Source organism: Acinetobacter sp. Ag2, from assembly GCF_001005515.1.
Lineage (GTDB): Bacteria > Pseudomonadota > Gammaproteobacteria > Pseudomonadales > Moraxellaceae > Acinetobacter > Acinetobacter bereziniae.
The window spans coordinates 1-21,302 of the sequence record NZ_LBNA01000021.1 but is presented as its reverse complement, the minus strand read 5'-3'; the positions used below and the strand labels follow the sequence as shown (position 1 = coordinate 21,302).

The following is a 21,302-nucleotide window of genomic DNA, read 5'->3' as shown; positions in this document are numbered from 1 at the left end:
TTCTTTAATCCCCACATTGATCACATACAAAGTAATACTCACTTTTGAAATACTGAAAACTCCCTCCTTTTTCGAAGGAGGGTTTTGAGGATTAAGAAATGTAATTAAATCAAGCCACTTGACCTTCCAAGAAATCCTGTGCAAAGCGTTGTAAAACACCACCCGCCTCATACACATGTACTTCTTCTTCAGTATCCAGACGACAAGTTACAGGAACTTCAATGATTTCACTCTTACCGTCAGCCGTTGCACGCTCAATCACCAAAGTTAAATCTGTACGTGGTGCAATATTACCGATCACACTATAAAGCTCAGTACCATCAAGCTTTAAAGTTTTACGATCTGTACCTGCTTTAAACTCAAGTGGTAAAACACCCATACCCACAAGATTGGTACGGTGAATACGCTCAAAACCTTCAGCTACAATCGCTTCAACCCCAGCAAGACGAACACCTTTTGCAGCCCAGTCACGGCTTGAGCCTTGACCATAATCTTTACCTGCAATGATGATCAGTGGTTGCTTACGATTCATATAAGTCTCAATCGCTTCCCACATACGCATCACTTCGCCTTCAGGTTCAACACGTGCTTTAGAACCCTGTTTAATCGTACCGTCAGAACGAACCACCATTTCATTAAACAATTTTGGATTGGCAAATGTTGCACGTTGCGCAGTCAAATGATCACCACGATGCGTTGCATAAGAGTTAAAATCTTCTTCAGGTACACCCATTTTATGCAGGTACTCACCCGCAGCAGAATCCATCATGATCGCATTCGATGGCGATAAATGATCCGTGGTAATGTTGTCAGGTAAAATTGCCAGTGGGCGCATATTCGATAGTGTTCGTGGCGCAGCAAGCGCACCTTCCCAATATGGTGGGCGACGAATATAAGTACTTTGCGGACGCCAATCATATAGTGGACTTTCAGACTTTTCAGCCACACCTAAGTCGAACATTGGAATGTAGACTTTGCGGAACTGCTCAGGTTTTACTGACTCTTTCACTAAAGCATCGATTTCAGCATCCGATGGCCAAATGTCTTTTAAATAAATTGGATTGCCATCTTGATCATTCCCCAATGCATCGGTTTCGATATCAAAACGAATTGTCCCTGCAATTGCATAAGCCACAACCAATGGTGGTGAAGCCAAGAATGCTTGTTTAGCATAAGGGTGAATACGACCATCAAAGTTACGGTTACCAGAAAGTACCGCAGTCGCATACAAATCACGATCGATAATTTCTTGCTGAATCTTTGGATCTAAAGCACCTGACATACCATTACAGGTCGTACATGCATACGCCACGATCCCAAAGCCCAGTTTCTCTAAATCATCCATTACACCTGCTTCTTCAAGGTATAAAGCTGCTGCTTTAGAGCCTGGTGCAAATGATGATTTCACCCATGGTTTACGTGTTAAACCCAATTCATTTGCTTTACGTGCCAATAAACCTGCGGCAACCGTATTACGTGGATTAGAAGTATTGGTACAAGACGTAATCGCAGCAATAATGATTGCACCATCTGGCATTAAGCCATCAGTACGGTTTTCAACAACACCTGCAATCCCTTTTTCTTTGAGGTCTGCCGTTGATACACGGGCATGTGGGTTCGATGGACCTGCAATATTACGTGTTACAGTAGAAAGATCAAAACGCAGTACACGTGGATATTCCGCTTGTTTCATATCCGATGCCCAAAGACCGATTTCTTTGGCATAGGTTTCAACCAATTTGATTTGATCCGCTTCACGACCTGTCAGCGTTAAATAATCAATAGTGTTCTGGTCAATGTAGAACATTGCCGCAGTTGCACCATACTCAGGCGTCATGTTTGAAATCGTTGCACGATCTCCAACTGACATGCTGTCCGCACCTTCACCAAAAAATTCTAAATAGGCACCAACCACACGCTCTTTACGCAAAAACTCGGTTAACGCTAAAACGATATCTGTTGCTGTAATGCCTGCTTTGCGTTGCCCGACCAGCTCTACACCAATAATGTCAGGTAAACGCATCCAAGATGCGCGACCAAGCATGACATTTTCGGCTTCCAAACCACCAACACCAACAGAAATTACGCCGAGTGCATCGGTATGCGGTGTATGTGAATCGGTACCGACACAGGTATCAGGGAAAGCAAGACCTTCACGATTTTGAATCACTGGAGACATTTTCTCCAAGTTGATTTGATGCATGATGCCGTTACCTGCTGGGATAACATCGACATTTTCAAACGCAGTTTTGGTCCACTCGATAAAGTGAAAACGGTCTTCGTTACGACGGTCCTCTACAGCACGGTTTTTCTCAAAAGCATCTGGGTCAAAACCACCGTATTCCACTGCCAAAGAGTGGTCAACAATCAACTGGGTTGGAACGACAGGATTTACTTTTGCTGGATCACCACCTTGGTCTGCAATCGCATCACGTAAACCGGCAAGGTCTACCAATGCTGTTTGTCCAAGAATGTCATGACACACGACACGTGCGGGATACCATGGGAAATCGTGATCTTGCTTACGATGGATTAATTCTTTGAGTGACTGTTCGAGAATGGCTGGATCACAACGGCGTACCAATTGTTCAGCCAATACTTTTGATGTGTATGGAAGTTTTGCATATGCGCCTTGCTGGATGTCTTCTACGGCTTGACGCACATCGAAGTATTCGAGCTGGGTACCTTGCAGGGGTTTACGATAATTTTTATTCATTGCGTTTGTGCCTCTTGCATCGTTTTGTACTGCGTGTCTAATGCTTGGCATAGTACACTGTCGAAAACCCATTTCCCAAATCGTTTATATTTCATAAACTTAGATATAAAAACAGGGGTTTTAGAAATATTTAGTAACAACTTCATTAAAATATTTGCACTAAAACTGCTTTTTTTTGAAAAATAGCGGAAAATAAGATTAATTCTTTAGTATTAGATTTAAGACAAGCGAGCAATTCATGAGCGATCTAGCTTTCTCCTCTTTTACCTTAATCGGTGTTGATGCGGTCAAGTTCTTACAAGGTCAAGTTACTGTAAATGTTGAAAATTTAGCTGAAAATATTAGTCAATATACGGCTATCTGCGATTTGAAAGGTCGAATTCATTTTGGCTTGTGGTTAAAAAAGATTAATCCTGAACATCTAGAAATTGTGACCACACAAGATCAAGCCGAAGAGTTTGCACAGCACATCAAAAAATATGGTGCTTTTTCTAAAATGAAACTTGAGTTGGTTGGGCAAGTTTTTCCAATACTCAATGGTTCTACAACTGACTTTTCTGCCAATGAGACTGATATTGCAGCGTGGGAAATTTCCGCCATCCAGAATGGTCAAGCCTATATCACTAAAGTGACTGACGGTTTGTTTCAACCTCAGGAATTACGCCTGCATCAACGTGAAGGTATCAATTATGACAAAGGCTGTTATCTTGGTCAGGAAGTAATTGCGCGTCTTTGGTTTAAAGCAAAACCTAAGGCTTGGTTACATGCTATTCAAGCTACGGGTACTGCCCCTGCTCCTGCTGAACAACTAAATAAGGGCGTTCAAGTCGTGAACAGTGCAGCTTTTGAAAATGGCTATATTGCACTGGTTGTTGCCCGTCCTGATGCTCTAGAAGAGTTGGGCGTGACTGTTTTAGCTCTACCTGAGCATTTGAGTGGTGATGTTGCTAGACCACAGTAACGATTTAATTTTTATATAAAGATAGCGTTGATAACGTTATCTTTATGCTATTTCATTAAAATCACACTTAAAAAATCTTTTAATTTATTATAAAATGATAAAAATCATTATATTAATTTATCTTTTTTATAACTATGAATCAGAGTTTCCAGGACTCCAAACATAAATTTATTGCCTTATATTATGGTGGATTTTCATTTTTTGCGATATGTATATTAATTTATCTCATTGATTTTAATAACATCAACTTATTCTCCAAAATGATTTATGGATTGATGTTGACTCAACTGATCATTACACTCTACGCTGCTTATCAATATTGGCAATTGAATATTACAGGACTTAAAATATTAAAATGGATCAGTTTTAGTTTAATTTTCTTATTAAGCACACCGTTATTTTTATATATCCCCAATATTGCCATCATATTTGGATTTTTCGTTGAATGGACAGATACATCATTTTTTTCTACCTTAAAACTACACGCAGGGTACAACACGACCATTACCTTGAATGGTGATAGTCCTTGGGGGTTTGGTCTTAATTTTATTGAAATTTTTATGTTTTATCGATTTAGAAAAATATTAAATAACACACAAATTCCATTAAAGGAAAAATGAAAATGAATAATTTAGAATTTAACGATCCTAAATACAAACTTATCGCTTTATATTATGGTATTTCTGCCATCATTGGATTGGGCTTGATTACCTATCAACTCTTTACCAATCCCTTTCATATTTTAGTATTCATCTTATATGTCTTAATTTACATTCAACTGGTTTTTATGTTGTTTGGTGCACTTCAATATTGGGACAAAAGACAAACAGGTTTAAAAATCTTGTTTTGGATTTCTTTAAGTTTAATTCCAGCATTTTATACACCTTTGATTGCCTATATTCCCAAAATTACCTCAGGTTTGTTTATTTATTTCGAAACTGGCTTTGGTGCAAATGGAGCTGGATTTGATGTATTCGTCTTCTACAATACAACGCTAAGAATTTTTAACGAACAATTTTGGCGTATTGGTATTAATTTAATTGAATTTTTTATTTTCTTACGTTTTTTAAATTTAGCCAAGGCACAAGATATTTCATTATCACCTTTCAGACCTTAGATATGCATTCATAGAAAAAAATTTAGCTTAAACAATTTCCCCCCTACTTCAATTATCGAAATATATTGATCATTGAATAAACTGAATGAGATTAATCTCAATTTTAATACAACAAAATGAATAGATACCTTCAAACCATGACATCTCAAAGAATCATCGTATTACTTCTAGTCAGTATCTTAAGTATCTGTAGTCATGCGCTATCGCCTGAACTGTTACAGCAACTCAAACAACAGCATATTGTTGATACGACTTCTACCCTAGACAACAATCAAATCGAAGCATTAAAAAATCAAAATAGACAGCTTTATCAGCAGAAAAATATTGATTTGAAAATATTAATGATCCCTACGATTGGAGATACATCAATAGAACAATATGCTGAACAAGTCTTTAATCAAATTAAAATAGGCAATTCAGAACTTAATAATGGCGTGTTGCTTGTCGTGTCTAAAGATGACCGAAAAATGCGCTTTGAAGTTGGCTATGGTCTGGAAGGTGATTTGACAGATGTGCAAATGGGACGAATGATTCGAAATACCCTTGCACCAAATTTTAAAAATAATGATTATTATCAAGGTCTTTCTCAAACCCAGAAAACGCTTTTCAATCAAAATATTTCATTGAGAGAGATCACCACAAAACACCCAGAAATTGTTTTCAATCTCAGCTTTTATGGTTACCTGTTTCTTTCTATTTTGCTTTGTATTCCAATGTATTGGGTCTATACCAAATTGGTTGTCAAACTGGGGACTGGAGGCGGATTAGCAGCCTTTGTCGCTTTTTTTGTGGTAGAGATATTTATTCATCTGTTGATTTTTTCTTATTTAAATCTTGCTAATTTAGGTTTCTTTTTAAGTGTGCTTATTCCAGTATATGCACCATTTTTAATTGCAGTCTTCATACCTAAAGATCAAAGCCATAAAATGTTGAAATGCATTTTGTATAGCCTGCCGCTTCAAATTTTTTCAATCTTTGGATTAGGTATTTTCTATCTAGTTGATTTCATTCCTACAACTGCAGTTTTTCTGTTGAAATGTTTAGCTATCTGCTTAATTTTAATTTTTTTACGTTATCTAAAATTTTTGTATCGGTTCAAACATCGCAATGAAAATCAATATTTAACAACTTACTACAATCAATATCTCAGAGAAAAAGAGCAACAACAGGCACGCGAGGAGGCTTTTGAAAGAGTTCAGGCACTACGGAAAAACTCCAATTCAGACAATAATTACACCTCAAATCATCATTCATCCTTTGATAGTCATCAAGATTCATCTTCAAGTAGCAGTTCATCATCCAGCAGCAGTTCATCATCCAATGATGAACGAGATTCAGGCGGCAGTTCAGGTGGTGGTGGTGCATCAGGTTCATGGTAAGTGTCAAGGTGCTTAACATGTGATGGAAGAAGATTATTTCCTCCTCACATAATAAATTACACCGCCTTTGTCATCGGAGAAATAAAATGAATTTTCATCAACTCGATAAATATCAGCAGGTCGACCATAGACATTTTTTCCCACTAAAAAACCATCCATGAAAGTCTCAAGTTTTTGTCCTTTACGCATAATCGCAATTTTGTAGCCATGACCAATTGAGGTATCTGTAGAACCATGTAAAGCGACCAAAAAAGAATTTTTGATACTGTCATCCGTATTAGGATGATCAAAATAATCAAAGCCAAGTGCAGATGAATGCGCAGGGAAATAGGCGTAAGGTGTTAATACATTTTTACAGCCACTTGAACGTTTGAATTTTGGATCGGCAAAAATTTTACCATTCGACGAATAGCATGAAGGCCAACCATAATCAGCATCACGTTTAAGGGCATAAAAAGTTTCATCAGGCTTATTTTTACCTAAATGGTCTGCCCCCTGATTGGTGGCAAATAAAACTTTACCTATCCATTTTAAACCCACTGCATTACGTAAACCTTGGGCAAAAATCTTTTGTTCAGAACCATCTGGGTTCATTTCTAAAACTGTTGCTCGAACTTTTTCTTTTTCAACACATGCATTGCAACTAGAGCCAACTGAAACATAAATTTTTCCATTGCCCCCTACAGCAATTGTCCGTGTTAGATGCCAACCACCATATTTGTAGCTTAAGCCATAGTCTGGAAAAGTAGCTAAAACTTCAGCTTTAGCCGTGGGTTTGGTTTCACCTTGGGTAAACTTACGTCGAGTGAGTTGGTCAGTTTCAGCTAAATATAACCAATCTTGCCCTGTATCATCTGTATAAAACTGAATCGAATTTGGATTTTTCAAACCAGTCATATAAGGAATTATTTTGCCAAATCGACCTGTTTCAGCATTCCATTGATCCAAAATATAGATGATGCCTTTTTTATTGTCCGATAAATCATGCATATCTGTGACAAACATTCTGCCATCAGGAGCTTTCGTAAAAAAGCGAACGCGTTTTAACCCTTCTGCGGCAGGAATGATTTCAAAATTTGCCGGTAAATTTAAAGAAAAGCGCTTTCCATTTTTCAAATTGATTTGATGAGGCACCAGCTTTGGCTGTTGAGCAAAAACGACCATTGGACAAACTAAATAGAGCAATAAGATTGAGAATATTTTCATCATTTTTTTATACGTCTCGATTAATCTTACGAAGAAACAGCTTCTTGTTGATATTATACAACTTAAATGATGAATACATAATCAAATGCTTTTGAGAAGATTCAAATGGACTCTTCATTCATTTGTAAAAATTGTTTCACTCATGTTCCTCTCCATTTAAAATTAACCTCACAGACTAAAAAAATATTAAAGATGTATTTATTCAATAAAGCAATTTATCAACAGTTCATGCTCTTAACACTGAGTCTATTACTCAGTATTACCTGTCATGCGCTATCGCCAAAAATGCTAGAAGAATTAAAAAAACACCATATTTTAGATACCACTCAAACATTAACTACAGCTGAGATTGAAAAGCTCAAACAGAACAACGAAGTTATTTTTAAACAAAAAAATATCGACCTTAAGATATAAGGGTCTGTGGACATTTCATAAATGGCTTGCGTTGTAGGTTAAAATTGAGCAGGCAAGGCATGAAATGAAGAGAATAGCGAGACTATTTTCAAGTTTCATAACGTAGCCTGAGATAATTTTAGCCACAACCCTGAGCAAGAACAAAGCACTGCTTTGTTTGCAGCGCAAGGCGTAGCGGGGACTAGCATGTTTTTTGGCGCTTCGTCGTTCCCTTGCGAAACAGTGTTTCTCATCATTTAGAATGACTAAATTTCGTATTTCGCGCCTAGAATCGCCTAAAAAACACACCTAGTCGCAAACATAGACGAATTGTCCACAGACCCTAATCATTTCCACTTTAGACGGCGAGGTAATCGAGCATGTGGCAAATGATATTTTTAACACCATCAAAATCGGTAATGCTCAACAAGATAATGGTGTGTTGTTACTGATCGCCAAAGATGATCGAAAAATGCGAATTGAGGTTGGCTATGGTTTAGAGGGGGATATAACAGATATACAATCTGGTCGCATTATTCGAAATACTCTCGCACCCCATTTTAAAAATGATGAATACTATACAGGTATTGCACTCGCACAGAATGAACTTGGTCAATCACCCAACTTAACCATAGACATTCCCAAACTTCACGACGTTGAACAAAAATCTACTCCTGATACGACAGCACAAAGCACATATCATTATGCTACGCCACAGCAAGAAAATCCGCATGTCATACACTTAGACCAACCCTCAAAGCACTTCATCAACTATTTCGTTGTTTTTATTTGGAATATTATGGTGAGTTGTATTTTAGTCATCTATTTTTCGCCAATTTATCAAACGCTTAAAAAACAGCAAATTCGAATCAAAGGAATTCCTTTATTTTTAATCATATTTTTGCCTATTCACCATCTATTTTGTTGGATTGTTACAGGACTAAATTTCTTTTTGCTTTTTGGCTTGTACGTTTTCGTTCTATGGCTGGTCGCTAAATTTAATCATTATCAAAATATCTATAAACTGATTAAATTATCGACTTTACCTGAAAAGATTCCAAAGAAATATGCTGTTTTATTGATCGGTATTCCAATTATATTGGCATTTCTTCTGCCAAACAGTTGGATTCCCGTATTGATGTTTTTTATTTTCTGTCCATTCATCTTGCTTTTGATTTGGACACTCATTTATTCGATAGCCAAGCCTTATCAACATTATTATCCTGCTGAATATCAGGAATGGTTTAAAGAAACACCTTCAACCTTTTCACGTTCATCATCCTATTCAAGCTCTTCCTCAAGTTCATCGAGCAATAGCTCATCTTCCTCTAGCTCCAGTTCATCATCGGGTAGCAGTAGAAGTTCTGGAGGTAGTTCAGGGGGTGGAGGCGCATCAGGCTCTTGGTAACCGTTAAGCCTGAGCGGCTAAATTCTATTTAAAAACCATGAAACAGTTTATTCATGTCCTTGCAGACATATTCCTTAAAATGAAAAGCACGGGCATGTTTTGCATCAAATTTTGCAGTTAAACCGTCTTTTTCAAAGCAATAGACACGATCATCTTGACTCACAAGAAACTCACCACCTAACTTGATCAGTAGCGCATCAATCTTGTCTTCGTCAGCAATACTTTCGTCCTGACTAATTTTGTCATAATTACGCTTAATCGCTTTAATAAACATGGTTTTCTCATCAATCTAATTGAATGACAATTATAACGTTTCAATTCATTTAAGTCTGTTCAAAGTGCTGATCAGCACATACTTACAACTTGTCTGGATCAATAAATACTTATAAAATGATTCCATCATGTGTTATCGCGGCTGCTGAACCCGATCAACTCATGAGTTTTATCCTATGGACATTACATCACAATTATTTGCAAACGATATAAACAGAAACCGCGCATGGAGACGTAAAGTCAATTTTTTACATCGTGGTCGAGATTGTAGACATACCTCAACCCTGTGGAAACCTGAAAAAGACTGGAAAATGCTTTGGAATAGATCACTCAAAAGATCTCGCTCCAAACAACTTGGGATTGAATATCCGCGTGTTTCCTCGGCAAAAAGACGAAAACAAGCACAATATGAGTTTTGGATGATCGCTGATTGAACAGCCTTTTTATATGTAGTCGTAATCAATGGCGTAGTCCCACTGCTGAGCGTATCTTTGCAGTGGGCTATGGCATTGCAACTCGTTCTGCTGGAACAAGCAAACATGCCAAACATACGATCTCTCTCAAAGATATCGCTTGGGCAGATATGATTTTTGTGATGGAGCAAAAGCACAAACAAAACATCAAAGAAAAATTCCCTCAACCACTACAACACAAAAAAGTGATTGTTTTGGACATTCCGGATGAATATCCCTACATGGATGAAGCATTAATCGAGCTTTTGAAAGAGAGCATGTTGCCTTATTTGCCTTAAATGAAAATATAGTGCTACAAGCAATCTGCACAATTCTCTACTAAATTCGCTACTGAATAGGTAAAAAATAAATTAGAATGATCTTGTCATGAGGACTGATCACAATTAAAAAATAAAGTGAATAATGCAGAATCCCTTCAATGTTTTTTCTATCCTTCGAACCATTACTCTCCTCTTAACAGCTTTGGGGCTTCTGTTGAGCTTGAGCTTTTTATTTAGATGTTCAGGTCCAGATTCAAATACCATACCTTTTGATGCAACCAGCGAGAAAATGGGAGTATTTGAAAAATATAACAACCAAATTTATGCTTCAGTACCGAGTAATGGTGATTACCTCATTCGCGAAGCAGATGCAAAAACATTTTATTTGCCAAATGACCATTACCAATACCGACAACTTGGCGCAGATCAAAAAAATGTCTACTGTGGTAACATCCTTTTAAAAGGTGTACAACCGCAAAAACTGAAGACTATCGGCAACAGTTATTTCACAGATGGAAAAGAGACTTGGTATTGTTCACCGATGACTGAGCGAAATGAAAATTTATCTGTGATTCAAGAAGTTTTTCAAATCATACTACAAAATTTTGGCATTGGTTCAAAACCACAAAGTTATCTTTATCCTTATTTTAAACTGGAACAGGGTGATCAACCTTATCTAGTCAATGCAGACATTGATACAGCCAGTAACGGAATATTGACCTATTATCGTGGAAAATTACTTCCAGATGCTCACTCTCATCAATTACGCTTAGTCTCTGGCGAAGAAAATCATATTTTTAGGGCAGATGGTACGAACGTATACTTCAACAACACACGACTTAGCTTAAAGGACAATCAAAAGCTTTATACCCTTGATATAGAGAACTCTAACAATCAAAGCTATTTATTCAATCCGATTGATGGCATGGTTTATGTCAATCAATTTGCTTTTGATCCACAATTTGCACCTTATCATCTGCTCAGCAAATATGGTGACCACAGCAATCATGCGTTATTTTATAACGACACTGGCATCTATTATTTTGATGTAAATAAAGAAAAAATGGTACGTGCTGGGGATAATCCATTTTTAGGACAATCCTTTAAAGAAATTGCGCCTGCAATTTTTTCGAATGGTCAGCAACTTCTCTACTTACAAGCCCGTGAATATCGAAGTAGCAAAGGTTCATCTTCCTCCAGAGTAACCCGTATTTTAAAATTAGATGAGCCGCAGGTTTCGACTTGGCAACAACTGGGAAATGTGAATTATAACAGTGGTAGCGTATGGAAAAATGGCAATGCTTTTTATTATTTTGACCAGCTTGGTGACAGCCAACTGATTCGAGCCACGGTTTATCATATTCGTGACCCACAAACCATTCAAAGTTTACTAAAAACTCAACCACGTACAGACGATATTCGTCAGTGGATTGATGAACAGAAGATGGTTGAAGCCAAACACACAACTTTGGTTGAGGCGAAGACAGAGAACAGCTCGGACAAATATTGGGGTTTTGTTGCTCCCCTCATCTTTGTTGTTATTTTCAGTGCTTTGATTTGGTTATTTAAAAGGTTTAATTTAAATTTTGCCCCATTTTATATTCGAAATCATAAATTGATTGTCAGCAATTTGATGCTGACTGCTTATCCTATAGCGCAGATTCAACAGGTGGAATTTAGTATAAACAGAACAACACATGCAAAAGGCTGTATTGGTCATTTCCGAATTGTACAACGCAATGGCAAACGCTCAATGAACTTCAACTTTAGTTCAAAGTTGAGTTTAAATGTAGATTCTCAAGCAGAATTAAATCAGTATATTGAACAATTACAACAGCAATTGGCACAACATGGTATTCACAGCATTTTGAAAAAATGAACAACAGGTTTGAGTGAGATTTTTTAATCTCAATTACATGATCTCAATATATTTTTGAGTACCATTAAGTGCACAATATCGATATTATTATTTCGAGTTTTATCATGAAAATTTGGTTATCTCTTCTCAGTTTAAGTATTTTTAGCTTTACTTCTGCACATGCGGACATCAAAACATTAGAACAAAACTTAAAAACTAAATATCCTGAAATTGAAGTGAAATCGGTACAGAACTCGCCGATCAAAGATGTTTATGAAGTTTATATGGGGGGGCGTATTGTCTATACCAATGAAGAAGCGAAATATTTCTTTGTCGGTAATTTGATTGATTTAAAAGAACAAAAGAATTTAACTGCTGAACGTGAACAAACTTTAAAAAGTATTGATGTCAAAGCATTACCTTTAAAACAAGCCATTAAGCATGTCAAAGGCAAAGGTGAACGTACCATTTATGTGTTTAGTGATCCCGATTGTCCTTATTGCCAACATCTTGAAAAAGAATTAAAAAATGTCGACAACGTGACGATTTATTTATTCTTATACCCAATCACACGTTTACATCCTAACGCTGAAAATGTCTCACAACAAATTTGGTGCGCTAAAAACCCATACCAAGCATGGCAAGATTATACCCTTGATAAAAAACAACCAAGTTCAACCAAATCTTGCGCCACCCCTGTAGAAAAGAATATCGCTTTGGCTAAAACGCTGAATGTAGATGGTACGCCAACTTTCTTCTTACAAGATGGAACACGTATTTCAGGTGCACGTGATGCAGGTGAAATTGAGTTATTGTTAAAAGCAGTTAAATAATTTTTTCGAAAAGCAGAAGCAATAATTTTCATTTCTTCTGCAAGAATAACTTTAAAACATGCTTAATTTATGCTTATCTACAAAAAATCTAAAACATAAATGCACCAACAAATACAATTGGTATGTTTACATTATTAATTTTCAAATTATGATTAAAAATGTCATCAATCCATTCTGACACCATAAATGGAATTATGTTGAAATTAAAATCAGGTACCGTTTCAAAATGAAAAAAACACTTATTGCAGCACTTCTAAGTTTATCTTGTATTTCAGCATTTGCTGCTGATGCACCTAAAACGAATGTTGATCCTGCTTTTGCGAAGGCACAAGAACTCATTCAAGCAAAAAATTACCCAGCAGCCTATCAAGAATTAGATCGCCTCGCTAAAACAGGCAATGCGCAAGCCTTATATAACTTAGGCTATTTAACCCAAACTGGGCAAGGTACTGCCAAAGATGATAAAAAAGCATTGAAATATTATCAGGATGCTTCAGCAAAAGGCTATCCAGTTGCAAGTTATGTGTTGGCTCAAAGCTATGCTGTAGGACAGTTAGGTTTAAGCAAAGATGAAAAGAAAGTTCGTGAATACTTAGAGAAATCATCATCTCAAGGTTTTGATGACGCGACTGTAGAATTGGCTGTTTTATTATTTGCAGAGGGTACGCCTGCATCAGACAAGTTGGGTTTACAAAAACTTGATCCTTTAGTGAAAAAAGATTTTGCACCTGCGATTCATGCCAAAGCCCTCTATGACATTACAGATGGTTTAAAAAAGAAAAATGCAACCACGGTGAATCAAGGTCTCAATGAAATTCAAAACTTAGCCAAAAAAGGCTATATTCCTGCATTAATGGCTGTAGGAAATATGCTGACCAACGGCAATATCATTGATCAAAACTTACCTGAAGCGCAAAAGATTTTCGCTGAGTTAGCAAAAAATAATGTGCCTAAAGCGAAAGAATCCCTAGAAGTGGTCAATAAGTTAATTGCTGAGAAAGCTAAAGCGCCAGCAAAAGCAGCACCTCCAAAAAAATAATCTGCCAAAGTGTAAAGCACACGCTTATGTGTGCTTTACCACCATACACCGATCAAAACACTCACAATCATAAAACTCAAAAATGTACTGATCATCAACGGTGTCAGTGCTTTTTCATTCAAACCATAAATCTGTCCAAAAATTCCAAAGATCGAAGGCATCGGCAAAGCTGCAATTAATGTACCTGCATAAATCATTTTTTGATCTAAGTCCGTAAAATGGGTAAAGCCCAAATAGACCAAGATCGGCATACAAATATTTTTTGAGACCACAAGATAAATGGTTTGCAGATTAAAGGATTGAATAGTGAGCCCCACCATTCCCCCGCCAATAATAAAGAGTGCCAGTGGCGAAGCTGTTTGCCCAAGCATAGCAAAAACGGAATCCAACAGATGTGGAATCTGTATATTGAAAACTGCGCAACTCATGCCAATCATTACCGATAGAAATAGCGGATTTTTTAGTAAGGTTATAAAGGTTATTTTTAAGATAGCGACTAAATTAGCTTGTCGTTGGCGTCCAATTTCAGCCAAAGTTAACATTAACGGCACAAGAAAAACACTTTCGATGATGACCACCAAAGAGATATAAATCATGGCCTCACTGCCGATGAGCAAAGTTAAAATTGCAGCACCCAATAGTCCTGTATTGGACATGGAAGCCCCCAATGAAAACACTGAGGCATGGGTAAAATGATTTTTAAAAATTTTCTGCCCTATGAAGAAAGCCAGAATAAATAAGGCAAAAGTGACACTTGCATAAACGAAAAAATATGCTGGATACCAAATCTCATGCAGATCTTTTGAAGCTAAGGCATGAAGGAGCAAAGCAGGCAAAGCGATTTTGATCACAAAAGCGCTCAAGGCTATGATCTGTGCTTTATTTATTAATTGGATTTTGACAGAGATAAAACCCAGAAATAACAAGAAAAATACTGGAAAAATTACCGAAAAAATCATTTAAACCGTTCCTTTTCCAGAACTTGTAAATAAAGATATATCCTAGAATATATCTTTGATGAATATAAATACTTTAAAAGAATAATAGATTACACAAAACTGTAATGTCATCAGTATGCTGAAAACAAATCCTTTATTCCATGAGGCTGACAACGTAAATACTGAGGTGCAATCGAAATGTGAGCGCCCAGTTTCGCTGCAGCATGCCATGGCCAACGTGGGTCATACAAGATTGCTCTTGCCAATGCAATTGCATCTGCCTCACCCTGCTGAAGAATCTGTTCAGCCTGTTCAGCCTCGGTAATCAACCCGACCGCAATTACTGGAATATTCACTTGTTGTTTAATTGCATTGGCAAATGGCACTTGATAGTTTGCACCAATCTTGATGTTTTGTTGAGCATGTAAGCCGCCTGAGGATACATGGATATAGACCGCTCCCAACTGCGCCAAGGCTTTTGATAAACCAATACTCGACTCAATGTTCCAACCATTTTCAGCATCCATCCAGTCCGTTGCTGAAAGGCGTACACCTATAGGATAATTGGCAGGCACTGCATTTCGAATGGCTTGAAAAACCTCTAAAGTTAAGCGAATACGATTTTCAAAACTGCCACCATATTGATCCGTACGATAATTCGACAATGGCGACATAAATTGATGTAGCAAATAGCCATGGGCTGCGTGGATTTCAATCAATGAAAAACCTGCCTCAACAGCACGGATTGCAGCCTGAGCAAAATCACCAATGATGATTTGTATTTCATCAAGCGTTAATGCGTGTGGTGCAACATCTTCAATGTTGAATGCAATATCACTGGCAGAAACTGTCTGCCAACCATGCGCATGATCTGCTGCAATTTGCCCTTTCCCCAACCATGGTTTATCCGTTGAGGCTTTACGACCTGCATGTGCAAGTTGTACGCCAAAAGGCGTTGGCGCTATCGTTTTTACTTTATTCAATAAAGCCTTTATTTGATCTCGTTGAATATCATTCCACAAACCAAGGTCTGCATAGCTGATACGTCCTTCTGCTTGAATCGCAGTCGCTTCAACAATACACAAGCTTGCACCTGACAAAGCATAATTTGCCCATTGCTGTTCGTGCCAATACGTGATTTCACCTTGATCAGTTGCAGAATATTGACACATTGGTGCAATAATTATTTTATTGCTCAGTGCGAGCGAGCCAAATTGAATGGATTCAAATAACTTCGGTTGAGCAGACATAAATTACTTTCCCAGCGAATTAAAATTGTATGGTGACACTCAAACCGGCACTCCAGTTAATACCATCTGCAGGTTCAAAGAATCGCCCATTACCATCATTTACAATGACTGAACCCACATAGTTTTTGTCGAATAGATTATCGACTCGAGCAAAACTACGGACTTTCCAATCTTTGTTTTTCCAGATATAACCGACATTTAGGCTGGTGACTGTATAACTTGGTGCAGTATCTGTATTGAGATCGTCAACATAGATTTTATCCATATAACGAACATCGACCCCAGCATTTAAACCACTTTCTGGAAGCCAACCAAGTCCAATAAAGGCTTGATTTTTAGCAATACCGGGAATGTAGTTTCCTCTTTGGATGACTTTTTTCGGATCTGTATTTGGGATATCGGCATCAAATGTTGCATCTAGGAAGCTATAACTGGCTTGTGCAGTAATATCTTTCCATAATTTTTTATTCCAAGACAATTCAACGCCCTGACGCAATGTCTTGTCTGCATTTTGGTATGTCGCTCGACCATCCACAGAACCGGCAGAAACAATATCATCTCGTGTATTGCTTTGAAAAACTGCAGCCGTGAAATTACCCAATTGATTTTGTGCCTTTAAACCCAGTTCATAGTTATCACTGGTCGAAGGTTTCAGTGCAAAGTTTATCCCTGAAGTTCCACTGGTTGGATAAGCCATTTCAGTGAAAGTTGGTGTTTCAAATCCTTTGGCATAGCTGAGATAACTGCTAATCTCAGGCGTAATTTCCCATGTCAAAGCAGCTGATGGAAGTAATTTTTTATAATCTGTTTGCCCACTATCGTTGCCATTAGAGCTTGTGATGTAATGATCTTTAGATTCATAATGGACATTGCTATAACGCAATCCTGTATCTAGCCGTACAGTTGGTAAAAAATGCCAAGACGCCTGAAGATAAGGGTCTAAATTCCATAAAGTATTTCGTTCATCACGGCGTAGCTTACCTTTTACTCCATATTGACCATTGGCATCAAAATTTTCATATCCTTGGCGATCTTCATTCATGGCATCATAAGCAAGCCCTAAACTGATACGCGTGTTGGGCAAAAGCTCTTTACCTGTCCAACGTAAATCTGCACCATAAAAATCTCTAGAGAAATCAATAACACCACCTGCATGACGAGGATTCTTTTGAGCAGTATTCGGAATAGATTGATATTGTGTGACCTCTCGATGACCTAAATAAGCCATTGAATAAATTTCATTTTGGTCGTTGATGGGCTTGGTCCAATTAACACCTGTTTGTGTCTGATTAATATCTTTGCGCACATTATAGATATTTTTACTATCATTCACTTGTTTAGGGTTTTGCTTCCATTGATCCCGACTGAGACCTTGTGGATCATCCGCATGAATATTTACATAATTGGTGATCCAATTAATTTTTGAGCCATCATCCAAATCCCAAGTGAGTTTAGCATTACTCAAGGTTTTTCTTGCTGCACTATGATCACGATAGCCATCAGTATCAAAATACGAAGAACTAATCACATAACTTGGCTCATTGGCTTTATCGGCACCACCTTGTAAAACAATATCAGCACGCCCTTTATTGTTACTTCCACCAGAGTATCCTAACTCAATCGAATCGCGTCCTGTTCCCTCTTTGGTCGTGGTTAGAATCGTCCCACCTGATGAATTTCCATAGAGTGATGAAAAAGGTCCACCCAGTACTTCAATATGATCCAAACTGCTTAAATCAATATTTGACGTCTGACCTTGTCCATCGGGCATGGTTGCAGGAATACCATCCACATACAAACGGATACCACGGACACCAAAGGTTGAACGTGCACCGAAGCCTCGCATGGACAGTTGTAAATCTTGCGCATAATTTTCACGGTTATTGAGCTGTAAGCCCGGAATGCCTTTGAGAGTTTCAGTGAGGTTCACTCCCATATTATTTTGATTTTGTTGTTGGTCTATACGATAAACAGATGCAGGCGTATTGAGTATGCTCGTGTCTGAGCGTGTTGCTTCAACTTTAATGGTGGGGAGTTGCTGAGTGGAATCCTGAGATTCCGATTCAGCATAGATGTTCTGGGAAATACAGACTGTTAAACAAAGTAGTGTGGTATTAATTTTTAAATGTTTCACTCTTTGCATCTAGGTTTCCTCGGGTGATTGCAGAAAATAATTTTAGAAAATAATTTTAGACCCCAAGCCAATGACCAATGCATTGTCGACCTGATTGGTTGCACCAGGATGCACCACATACTGCACTAAAGGACGAAGCATGAACCATTTGGCAGGGTAATATGAGTAATTTAACTCAACATTATACTCTGCATCTTCATTCAGCTGTCTTAAATTTGTGCCTAAGCGACTATTATTCACATAATCCGTATAACGATCGTTCAAATGTACTCTATTGACGGCTAAGCCTAGAATATCGTTGGGTTGGCTTTTAAATAGTCCATAGTACTTTAAACCCAGTTGTTGTGAATCACTTACGGCTGTTGTCGTCCGATCATGTACAGTAAAATTACCAAAGCTATGTAGACCTCGTTTGCCCTCACCTACTGAGGTCAATTGCTGTTCAAAGGCAATCCAGCCGCCATATGTACGATCTTCAGCCTTAGTTCCTGCTTTATAAGCCACATCGTACTGATTTTTTGCCTCGTCAGCAGTATTATAAAGCGTACCAAAGCGATAACTGCCAGGTAAAGCATTGAAACCTTGCTTTGGTGACCACACCACCTCAGAAAGAATATTTACACCATCAGCATGTTTGGTATCCAAGTTCCAGCCTTGACGCTCCAAAGCATTGTCTGGGTTGTATTCAAAAACACCGACTTGTGCGAATAACTCAGGATTGATTTGATACTTCAAACGTCCGCCCCATTGTGAAACGGGTGTGTTATACCAAAGCTTACCTTGCCATTTCCCCATTTGTGCAGCACAGAATGCATTACCTTGGAAATCACAAGCCATGGTATTAAATTCAGTCCCCAAACCCATTCGACCCACACGAATACTGAGCCCTTGTTCTTTAAAATTCTTCTCAATATAGAGCTCACTCAAACGACTTCCTGAATTACCTCGTCCCCAGTTGGCTTGAGAGTTTGCCCATTGTGGTGCATCAGGTGCCTGAATCCCTCTTAATGATGTGCTTTCCCCTTGACGTGCTGTGACTAAAGCACGAATCGTAACATCACTCCAACCTGCTAATTTCGTCATATCCAAAGTAGTTCCAAGACCAAACTGGGTTGCAAAGGTTAGTGCTTGATGTGCATCATAACCACCATCAGCGAGATATGAACCATCCATGGCAATCGTACCATCGAATTTGATCCCTTTTTCAGCCCACTCAGTACGTGTACCATTCCAGTCCCCTGTCATGGTTGATCCATGCAGGTCAAAAGCATCTTCAGCCGATGCAACAGACATCATGGTAAAAGTAGAGATTGCCAATAAAGGATAAGCAATTTTTTTCATGGGGCAGCCTAATTTGGAGCAGAATGAATACAGATAATTTTGTTAATTTCAAACTTTTGATCCTTATAAAATTAATATAAAAATCATATTTTAAAATCACAATCACGCCTAAAATACTATGGAGAATCCAAATTATTTATAGAGATTATTTACTAGAAATTTACACATTTTTTTACATATAACTATCAGATATTTTTTATCAATCGGAAAACTTTATTTTATCAATAAACTTTATTTTAATTAACAAAAGCTTATCAAACACGCTAACGTGTCATTCTGCGATTTATCTTATGGGTTCAACCTAAAGTCGTAGGACTAACAGTATCACACTTTAAAGCCATCCCATTCTTGCATACAATAATGAGCTCTTATCCCAATACGACACATGCATGCCTGAATTACCTGAAGTTGAAACAACTAAAACCAGCTTAGTTCCCTTAATCGATCAGAAAGTGATGTATGTCCAAGTCCGTGAATCTCGCTTACGTTGGCCAATTCCCGAAGATATTCAGCAACTTCAAGGTCAAAAACTCATTGGTTTAACTCGTCGTTCCAAATATATTTTGGCTGAGTTCGAACGTCATACAATGCTCTGGCATTTAGGGATGTCAGGCAGCTTTAGAATTTGTGATGAGTCAGATGAAATGAGAAAGCATGATCACCTCATCATTCAATTTGAAGATATGCAATTGCGCTATCATGATCCACGCCGATTTGGCTGCATTATTTGGCTGAATGAACAAAGCCAAAGCAAACTTATTGATACTTTAGGTCCTGAACCCTTAAGTGATGAATTTAATGCTGAATATTTGTTTGAAAAATTAAAAAATAAAAATGTCGGCACAAAAGTTGCAATCATGGATAACCATATCGTCGTTGGTGTAGGAAATATCTATGCAACTGAAAGCTTATTTAATTTGGGTATTCACCCTGCCCAACCTGCGTCAAGCTTATCAAAGCTACAAGTTCAAAATTTGGTGATTGAAATTAAACGAATCCTAAAGCAAGCGATTGATTTGGGTGGGTCAACTTTACGAGATTATAGCAATGCGATGGGTGAAAATGGCTATTTTCAACAAACTTTGTTGGCATATGGTCGCGCAGGTGAAATGTGTATCAACTGTGAAACGACTTTGGAAAATCTAAAACTTGGACAAAGAGCCAGTGTTTTTTGCCCCCAATGCCAACCACTTAAGCGAACCAAAGATACGCCTAAAAAGACACGAGGAAAAATGAAATGAAAACAGCAATCGTTCGACATATTCTCGTCAAAGACAAAGATCTTGCAGAGCAGCTCAAGAAGAAGATCCATGATGGCGCTGATTTTGCCAAAATTGCGAAACAACATTCAATGTGTAATTCAGCTAAACGTGGTGGTGAATTGGGTGAAGTGAAAAAAGGACAGCTTGTTCCTGTGATTGATAAATTGGTATTTACTGCGGCTGAACATATCCTACATGGACCTGTAAAAAGTCAATTTGGTTTTCATTTGGTTGAAATTAAATTTCGTATGGATTTTTAGGGTCTGTTGACATTTATGGTTCATAATTTAACCTACAAGGGGAGCCATAAAAATATACAAGCTAATGCAACAGAACTTTCATAGTTCCGTTTTAACTTGTCGTATCGTGTGGCTATTCCTCGAAATTGCTTTAATCTACAGAACATATTTTCTACTAAGTGCCTGATTTTATATAAATACCAATCCATATGGTCATTGTTT

At 37.7% G+C, this 21,302-nt stretch carries 19 protein-coding genes and 1 pseudogene; 12 read left to right on the top strand and 8 right to left on the bottom strand.

Going from position 1 to position 21,302, the window contains the following annotated elements; all coding sequences use genetic code 11:
• Positions 1-109 precede the first annotated feature (109 nt).
• On the bottom strand, positions 110-2,716 hold the full coding sequence (acnD, locus tag AAV97_RS01115; protein ID WP_046759585.1) for a Fe/S-dependent 2-methylisocitrate dehydratase AcnD: 2,607 nt from the start codon (positions 2,714-2,716) through the stop codon (positions 110-112).
• A gap of 238 nt (positions 2,717-2,954) precedes the next feature.
• On the opposite strand from acnD, the gene AAV97_RS01110 reads away from it, so the two are divergent.
• The 4 genes from AAV97_RS01110 (at position 2,955) to AAV97_RS01095 (ending at position 6,173) form a co-directional block, all read left to right on the top strand.
• On the top strand, positions 2,955-3,677 hold the full coding sequence (locus tag AAV97_RS01110) for a YgfZ/GcvT domain-containing protein (RefSeq protein WP_046759584.1): 723 nt from the start codon (positions 2,955-2,957) through the stop codon (positions 3,675-3,677).
• Between the two features lie 275 nt (positions 3,678-3,952).
• Entirely contained in the window at positions 3,953-4,297 is a 345-nt protein-coding gene (locus AAV97_RS01105) for a hypothetical protein (protein ID WP_010590895.1), read from the top strand.
• 2 nt (positions 4,298-4,299) lie between these two features.
• Positions 4,300-4,794 (top strand): hypothetical protein, encoded by a 495-nt coding sequence (locus AAV97_RS01100; RefSeq protein ID WP_046759583.1) that lies wholly within the window; start codon positions 4,300-4,302, stop codon positions 4,792-4,794.
• Positions 4,795-4,931: 137 nt separating this feature from the next.
• The gene (locus AAV97_RS01095; protein WP_046759582.1) at positions 4,932-6,173 is read left to right on the top strand and encodes a TPM domain-containing protein; all 1,242 of its coding nucleotides are present in this window, start codon (positions 4,932-4,934) and stop codon (positions 6,171-6,173) included.
• Positions 6,174-6,206: 33 nt separating this feature from the next.
• Here the strand turns inward: AAV97_RS01095 and AAV97_RS01090 are convergent, their stop codons facing one another.
• Complete coding sequence (locus AAV97_RS01090) at positions 6,207-7,382, bottom strand: PQQ-dependent sugar dehydrogenase (RefSeq protein ID WP_046759581.1); 1,176 nt, start codon at positions 7,380-7,382, stop codon at positions 6,207-6,209.
• A 736-nt stretch (positions 7,383-8,118) separates the two neighbouring features.
• Here AAV97_RS01090 and AAV97_RS01080 point away from each other — a divergent pair.
• On the top strand, positions 8,119-9,180 hold the full coding sequence (locus AAV97_RS01080) for a TPM domain-containing protein (RefSeq protein WP_052945832.1): 1,062 nt from the start codon (positions 8,119-8,121) through the stop codon (positions 9,178-9,180).
• A 28-nt stretch (positions 9,181-9,208) separates the two neighbouring features.
• Here AAV97_RS01080 and AAV97_RS01075 read toward each other — a convergent pair whose 3' ends face one another.
• Positions 9,209-9,454, bottom strand: coding sequence for a hypothetical protein (locus tag AAV97_RS01075; RefSeq protein ID WP_004829903.1), 246 nt, complete (start codon positions 9,452-9,454; stop codon positions 9,209-9,211).
• A 175-nt stretch (positions 9,455-9,629) separates the two neighbouring features.
• Here AAV97_RS01075 and AAV97_RS01070 point away from each other — a divergent pair, with 175 nt between their 5' ends.
• The 5 genes from AAV97_RS01070 to AAV97_RS01050 all read left to right on the top strand — a co-directional run bounded on the left by AAV97_RS01070 (position 9,630) and on the right by AAV97_RS01050 (position 13,916).
• Positions 9,630-9,887 carry a hypothetical protein gene (locus AAV97_RS01070; protein ID WP_005033493.1) on the top strand — a complete coding sequence of 86 codons (258 nt, stop codon included), beginning with the start codon at positions 9,630-9,632 and terminating at the stop codon, positions 9,885-9,887.
• The gene (locus AAV97_RS01065; protein ID WP_005033495.1) at positions 9,884-10,204 is read left to right on the top strand and encodes a low molecular weight protein tyrosine phosphatase family protein; all 321 of its coding nucleotides are present in this window, start codon (positions 9,884-9,886) and stop codon (positions 10,202-10,204) included. The genes AAV97_RS01070 and AAV97_RS01065 overlap by 4 nt, the downstream gene beginning before the upstream one ends.
• A 196-nt stretch (positions 10,205-10,400) precedes the next feature.
• Positions 10,401-12,065 carry a DKNYY domain-containing protein gene (locus tag AAV97_RS01060; protein WP_227604724.1) on the top strand — a complete coding sequence of 555 codons (1,665 nt, stop codon included), beginning with the start codon at positions 10,401-10,403 and terminating at the stop codon, positions 12,063-12,065.
• A 104-nt stretch (positions 12,066-12,169) separates the two neighbouring features.
• Complete coding sequence (locus AAV97_RS01055) at positions 12,170-12,877, top strand: DsbC family protein (protein ID WP_046759593.1); 708 nt, start codon at positions 12,170-12,172, stop codon at positions 12,875-12,877.
• Positions 12,878-13,103: 226 nt separating this feature from the next.
• Complete coding sequence (locus tag AAV97_RS01050; protein WP_046759578.1) at positions 13,104-13,916, top strand: tetratricopeptide repeat protein; 813 nt, start codon at positions 13,104-13,106, stop codon at positions 13,914-13,916.
• Between the two features lie 35 nt (positions 13,917-13,951).
• Here the strand turns inward: AAV97_RS01050 and AAV97_RS01045 are convergent, their stop codons facing one another.
• The 4 genes from AAV97_RS01045 to AAV97_RS01030 form a co-directional block, all read right to left on the bottom strand.
• Positions 13,952-14,875, bottom strand: a complete 924-nt coding sequence (locus AAV97_RS01045; protein WP_046759577.1) for an AEC family transporter — start codon at positions 14,873-14,875, stop codon at positions 13,952-13,954.
• 110 nt (positions 14,876-14,985) lie between these two features.
• A complete protein-coding gene (locus tag AAV97_RS01040; RefSeq protein WP_046759576.1) occupies positions 14,986-16,104 on the bottom strand; it encodes an NADH:flavin oxidoreductase/NADH oxidase in 1,119 nt (372 codons plus the stop codon).
• Between the two features lie 19 nt (positions 16,105-16,123).
• The gene (locus AAV97_RS01035; protein ID WP_046759575.1) at positions 16,124-18,247 is read right to left on the bottom strand and encodes a TonB-dependent receptor; all 2,124 of its coding nucleotides are present in this window, start codon (positions 18,245-18,247) and stop codon (positions 16,124-16,126) included.
• 33 nt (positions 18,248-18,280) lie between these two features.
• Complete coding sequence (locus AAV97_RS01030; RefSeq protein WP_046759574.1) at positions 18,281-19,579, bottom strand: carbohydrate porin; 1,299 nt, start codon at positions 19,577-19,579, stop codon at positions 18,281-18,283.
• Between the two features lie 389 nt (positions 19,580-19,968).
• On the opposite strand from AAV97_RS01030, the gene mutM reads away from it, so the two are divergent.
• Positions 19,969-20,820, top strand: coding sequence for a bifunctional DNA-formamidopyrimidine glycosylase/DNA-(apurinic or apyrimidinic site) lyase (mutM, locus tag AAV97_RS01025; protein ID WP_046759573.1), 852 nt, complete (start codon positions 19,969-19,971; stop codon positions 20,818-20,820).
• On the top strand, positions 20,817-21,101 hold the full coding sequence (locus AAV97_RS01020; RefSeq protein WP_046759572.1) for a peptidylprolyl isomerase: 285 nt from the start codon (positions 20,817-20,819) through the stop codon (positions 21,099-21,101). The genes mutM and AAV97_RS01020 overlap by 4 nt, the downstream gene beginning before the upstream one ends.
• Positions 21,102-21,133: 32 nt before the next feature.
• On the opposite strand, the pseudogene AAV97_RS20755 reads toward AAV97_RS01020, so the two are convergent.
• Positions 21,134-21,302 (bottom strand): annotated as a pseudogene (locus tag AAV97_RS20755) (IS5/IS1182 family transposase); the annotation flags it as partial.